Here is a 4,963-nt window from a genome sequence, read left to right as displayed (position 1 = left end):
AGCTGCGACCGGTGGCGCTGCGATTCGCCGAACGGCGAGCGAGCGCCGCCGGCGTCGCGGCGGTCGTCTCGAGCATCGAGGGTGGAACGATCACGTTGCCGGCCACGGGTGAGAGCGTCAAGCTCGCCGCCGGTGACTGGCTCGAGCTGGACGGGCTGGTGATCGAGCGTTGCGAAGTACTGGCGGACGGGCTGCTGACGCTGCGGCTCAACGGCTCCGCCGGTGCCATGCGGCTGAGGGTGGGTGAATTCGAACGCTCGCTCAAGCCGAGCTGGCTTGAATACGCGGCCCGCCACCATTTGATGAAGCTGCTCTGGGGCGCGGCGGCTGTACTGTGGGGTGCTTTGGCATGGACGCGAAATCAGTTTGCCGACGCGCACTGAGCTGCGCGTTGGCCATGACGCTCGTCGCTGCCGCAACTGCAGCGACGGCGGCCTCCGACACGACCTTCTTCTCTGCCGAGGAGATCGGCGAACAGTTGCTCGCCAATGTCGTCCGGATCCGCGCGATCGATCACCAGGAGCACGGCTTCGGACTCATCGTCGGTGCCACGCAACGCCACCTGCTGATCGCAACCGCGCGCCACGTGGTCGGAGGCAGCCATGATGGCCGCATCGAGGTCATGTTCTGCAAGGCCGCGAGCGAGAAGCCGATCGTCGCCGAAAGAGTGGGCGAGTTCGATGCGGGTGCCGCCGACGTGGCGTTGCTGCGCGTGGCGAGGCCCGAGGGCTTCTCGGTGCGAACGCGCGCGCTCGCTGACGAGGCGCTCATCGTGCGTGGCGTCGGGACCTGGCTGTTGGGCGAAGCGCAGCAGTGCGGTGTTGCACCTCGCAGCGGCGCCGTGGCCTACCCGCGCGACGATCGCGACAACCTGCGCATCGAGTTTCCCGGTGCGCTGGGTGGCGCTTCGGGTGGGCCTGTGCTGAGCGGCTACGGCGTCGTCGGCCTCATCACGGACGCCAGCGACCTGAGCTACATCGTCTACAGCGCGGCCGCGCTCGCAGCACGCGTTGCCGTGCAGATGCCCGGCGCGTGGCAACTCGAGGCGGCGCGCAACATACCGCCGACCGATCCTCGTGCGGCCCAGGTTGACTTGTCGGAGACGTTGAACCTGTACCTGTTCAGCGTGCGCAACCTGCATGGCCTGCTTCAGCAGCCCGCCGTGCCACAAAGATTGTTCTTCGACTTCAGCCGCGACTACAACACGGCCATCAGCAGGTTCCGCGATGCACGTGATCGCTACGACGGGGCACTGAGTCGTCATTGGCCGGCGAACGTGCTGCCGATGTGGGTCGCGGTGCGCGACCGCCTGTGGGCGGTGCACGGAGTGTTCTGGAAACTCAACGAAGGCGACGCACGAACCATCTTCGAGACGAAGTCGTCGCCTCCGGAAGTGCAGGCACGCATGCGTTCTCTCTCGTCCGAACTGGACACATTGCAGTCCGGGATCACGGATTTTCTGAAGGTCCTGAATCAAAGGAGTTCACCATGAATCCCCTACGCGCCCGGACGCCAATCCGCCACCTGTCGCTTCTCTCGGCAGTCGCTGTGCTCATGGCCTGCGGAGGTGGCACCGAGGCCCTGTTCGTTCCGTTCTTCGCCTTCGGCTTTCAGGACAGCCTCGCCAATCCGACGCTCAACATGTCGTTGAAGCCCGGCGACGACTGCAGCAGCAAGGGCACGCTGCCTGGCAGCGCGAACATGGATGTTTTCAACGAAGGGACCGCCGCGCTGACGGGTACCTACGACGGCCGTGACCTCTCCATCACGCTCAGCCAGCCGTTGGGCGGCTATCAGGGAACCTACAGCGGCCACTTCGTCGATCGCGACAACATCAGCTTCAAGCCGGCACCGGGCGGCACGGGCACGCCCTTCACCGTCACGCGCAACGCCAATGGCCAGCCCCTGCGCAGCTGCCCCTGAAGATCGAGGTGCGGCCCACGCGGAACTCGCTAAGGGGCGATGTGCTGCCGCTCCACGCGGCAGGCGAAGCAGCCGCGCCTGGCGAAATGCAGGTGGAGGTAGGCGACCTCGGCGTTGCTGAAGAAGCGCTCGATCTCTTCGGCGACGTGCGTGCCCTCGCGCACGCTGGCGTCGACGATCAGGTGGGCGGCGTCGTAGGCGCGCACGGAGAGCAGGCGCGAGCTCAGGTAGGGCGGCACTTCATCGGCCGGCAGCACGCGCTGGACGGCGCCGCGGCGCACGTAGATCGGGCCGGAGGCGCGGTAGGGGCTGGCGGCGGGTTGGTGCTCGTAGGGGAGCAGGAGCAGCTCGTCGCCTTGCTGGGCGTCTTCGAGGCTGATGCGGCAGGGGTAGCCGGTGTTGGCGGTGGCGATGTGGCGCTGTGCGCCGTGCTGGGCGAGGGCTTGGTCGGAGAGGGTGAAGAGCGGGGCGAAGGGGGTGGGGGGTAGGGCGATCAATTGGAAGTGATGCATGGCGGGGTCCGGTGATGGGGAGCGGGCATCGTCGTTGTTGTGCGATGCGTGGGCTGGCCGGTTTCGGACTTCGAATTCACGGCCGTCGAACGCAGTCGATTTCGTGCTTTGTCTCATCAACCTTGCCGTTGACACCAGTCCTCATGCGGGATGAGAGTCCGGCTGCTGCATTGGCGAATGCGCCGCCGCAGTGCTCTTGTTCTGCGCGAAGAACCAAAGGGAGGCAAACATGACTTGCGTTCGAAGGCTGCTGCTTTGCTCTGCGGTCGCCGCCGCGACTGCGCTCGCTGCTTGGTCTCCGGTCACTTTCCAGCACGCGGGAGGAATGAATGGCTGACGGGTTGAACCATGCAGTACTGAAACGGAACGCCATCGCCTACTGGCAACAAGGCTCAGGGAACCGCCCAGTCAAGCTAACCAGTGTTCTACGTCACCCCACTTTCTGGAGTGAGGGCTACATCACCTGCCACAAGTTCATTGTTGGTCGTAGCCTTTCTGAGGTGGAGCGAATCCTCGGTTTGCCATTGGGTGAGCTCACTGGCGGCGCATACCTCTATGAGTTTTTGCGACTGCCAGCACCGGAGGAGTTTGATACTCGCGGCTACACGCAAACGCCGGCTGGCCAACCGTGGGTCGCTGGTAGCGCCTATCCCGTTGGGGCCGGCGCGGCTCAGTGGGAGGTCTGCAAGAACACTCATATTCCCAGCCGTTTGGTGGCCGTCATTCAGTACGGCCAAGTCATCCCGTGAGTAGCACCATCAGATCTAACCCTTCCATCGAGAAACGTCTTCCAGCGTGCTTCGCACGCTTCCAGCCGCCGCTCATGCCCAACGGCAGGGCTTTTCACCTCCAAGGAGGACTTCACATGAAGAAGATACTTGCAGGCTCCGTTGCCCTTGCTTTTTGCACGATCGCGCACTCCAAAGCATCTGCGAAGCGATCATCAGATCCGCAAACTACAACCAATGCCAGTCTGTTTCGCAGAATCAGCAGTACTTGTTGCAGAAGGCCAATTTTTGCTTGGCGGAGTACGACAAGTCCACGAGTGAGCAACGCGTGACCAACTTTGGCCAAGGTAGGATCGTCGGATCAGCGGTCTTGCTTCTGAGCTATCAAGTCTCCTTCGAGGGAGAATTGGCGACCCGTGTCTACGCTTGGGGCCCAGCGGAAGACGCTTGCGTGGCGGGCAGTCGCCTAGGCTAATCGTTTGAAACCTCATGCGGGCTCTGCCGTTGGCGGAGCGACGCGTGACGAATTCTCGCAACCGAGGATAGTCGCATGGCGCACATGATCGACAGTTGGACTGCATTCCTGAAGCGCGCTGGCTACGAAGCTCGCCAGAATGCTCCCATGGCCGTGATCGTCTTGACGATGGTGGCGGCTGCGCTTCTCGGCCAGATGGACCTCAAGCTGCGAGATTATGAGTTCATCAAATATTTGATGCCCGGCGCGGTCTTCTTGGTCGCATCGGTGGTTGCTCTATTCGCTCATCTGCAAAGCGTGAGCCAGAAGTCACAACAGGAGCTCTTCTCGGGACGCGCCGACTCTGAGAAAGCGAGTGCCTTCCCCCAAGTGCATCTGTCGCCGATCGAGCGAGTGGCAGGCAAAGACGATGGCCCAGATAGAAAGGGCGAGACGAGCATCACCGCTGAGTATGTCAAGCAGTTCCACGTCCGTCAGATACGCGCAATGGCTGACGGAATGGTGAATCGGCTTAGGGGCGAGATCTATCGGCTGGGTTCACGGGCCAATCTGAATCTTGCTGTTGGGGTGGTTGTCTGCTTGGCGGGCTTCGCTGTCTTGGGCTACTACGTGTTCTTTGAAAAGCACCTGATCGACACGGCGCAGGAGGCGCTTCAGTTCGCCGTGCGCTTTTGTTTGGTGCTGTTCATCGAGGTCTTTGCATATTTTTTCTTGAATCTATACCGCGGCGGGCTTCTGGACATCAAGTATTTTCAGAACGAGATCACAAACGCGACTTTCCGGCTGATGGCGTTGGAGGCGGCATTCGTGAAGGCGGATACGGCAACCATCAAGCGGCTTTGCGAAGATATGTCGAAGACCGAACGAAACATCGTGCTCAAGAAGGGCGACGTGCCATACGATCTCCGTCAGACGGAACTCCTGATGGAGCAGGAGAGAAGCATGGTCTCAACGCTGGAGCGGCTCATCAACTTGAGGTCGTCGACAACAGGGGGTGGCGGTCAGGGTAAGAGGCAACACAACGGACGGGCACGATCGTCGCGCGGGAAGAGCGCTGGTCGACTTGACAAAGCCCCGTCGGAGACGTGAACGGGGCGCGCGCACTTGGTGGAGGGCTCTATGGGACGTTGGGGCTAAGCGGCTAACCGATAGGTGGGGGCTGTCAGGATTTCTGTGTGCGAGGCGGTTGAGATGAATTGGCTATTGGCCGACTCGCTTATCGACTGCCGTGCGCCGGCAGTGTGAATCGCTCTTCGTAGACCACAGCGAATTGGTTCATCGCGGGGCGCCACTCCTTGGCTGCGCGTCCCCAGTCAGCCGTGATG

Annotated in this window: 6 protein-coding genes; 5 read left to right on the top strand and 1 reads right to left on the bottom strand. The window is 62.1% G+C overall.

Features of this window, described 5'->3' with window-relative positions; translation table 11 throughout:
• The 3 genes from AC1DXV_RS31285 to AC1DXV_RS31275 all read left to right on the top strand — a co-directional run.
• The coding region (locus tag AC1DXV_RS31285) for a hypothetical protein (protein ID WP_477937365.1) at positions 1-383 on the top strand (383 nt) is incomplete at its 5' end.
• Positions 384-397: 14 nt separating this feature from the next.
• Complete coding sequence (locus AC1DXV_RS31280) at positions 398-1,492, top strand: S1 family peptidase (protein ID WP_477864975.1); 1,095 nt, start codon at positions 398-400, stop codon at positions 1,490-1,492.
• A complete protein-coding gene (locus AC1DXV_RS31275; protein ID WP_477864971.1) occupies positions 1,489-1,923 on the top strand; it encodes a hypothetical protein in 435 nt (144 codons plus the stop codon). The genes AC1DXV_RS31280 and AC1DXV_RS31275 overlap by 4 nt, the downstream gene beginning before the upstream one ends.
• 29 nt (positions 1,924-1,952) lie before the next feature.
• Here the strand turns inward: AC1DXV_RS31275 and AC1DXV_RS31270 are convergent, their stop codons facing one another.
• Positions 1,953-2,435, bottom strand: a complete 483-nt coding sequence (locus AC1DXV_RS31270) for a DUF1203 domain-containing protein (protein ID WP_477937363.1) — start codon at positions 2,433-2,435, stop codon at positions 1,953-1,955.
• Positions 2,436-2,764: 329 nt separating this feature from the next.
• Between AC1DXV_RS31270 and AC1DXV_RS31265 the strand changes: the two genes are divergently transcribed.
• Entirely contained in the window at positions 2,765-3,184 is a 420-nt protein-coding gene (locus AC1DXV_RS31265) for a hypothetical protein (RefSeq protein WP_477864973.1), read from the top strand.
• Positions 3,185-3,713: 529 nt separating this feature from the next.
• A complete protein-coding gene (locus AC1DXV_RS31260) occupies positions 3,714-4,727 on the top strand; it encodes a hypothetical protein (RefSeq protein WP_477937361.1) in 1,014 nt (337 codons plus the stop codon).
• Positions 4,728-4,963 lie beyond the last annotated feature (236 nt).

It is taken from the genome of Rhizobacter sp. P3_C12, from assembly GCF_056402735.1.
The sequence above is the reverse complement of the archived record's forward strand: the minus strand, read 5'-3'. Positions and strand labels throughout refer to the sequence as shown.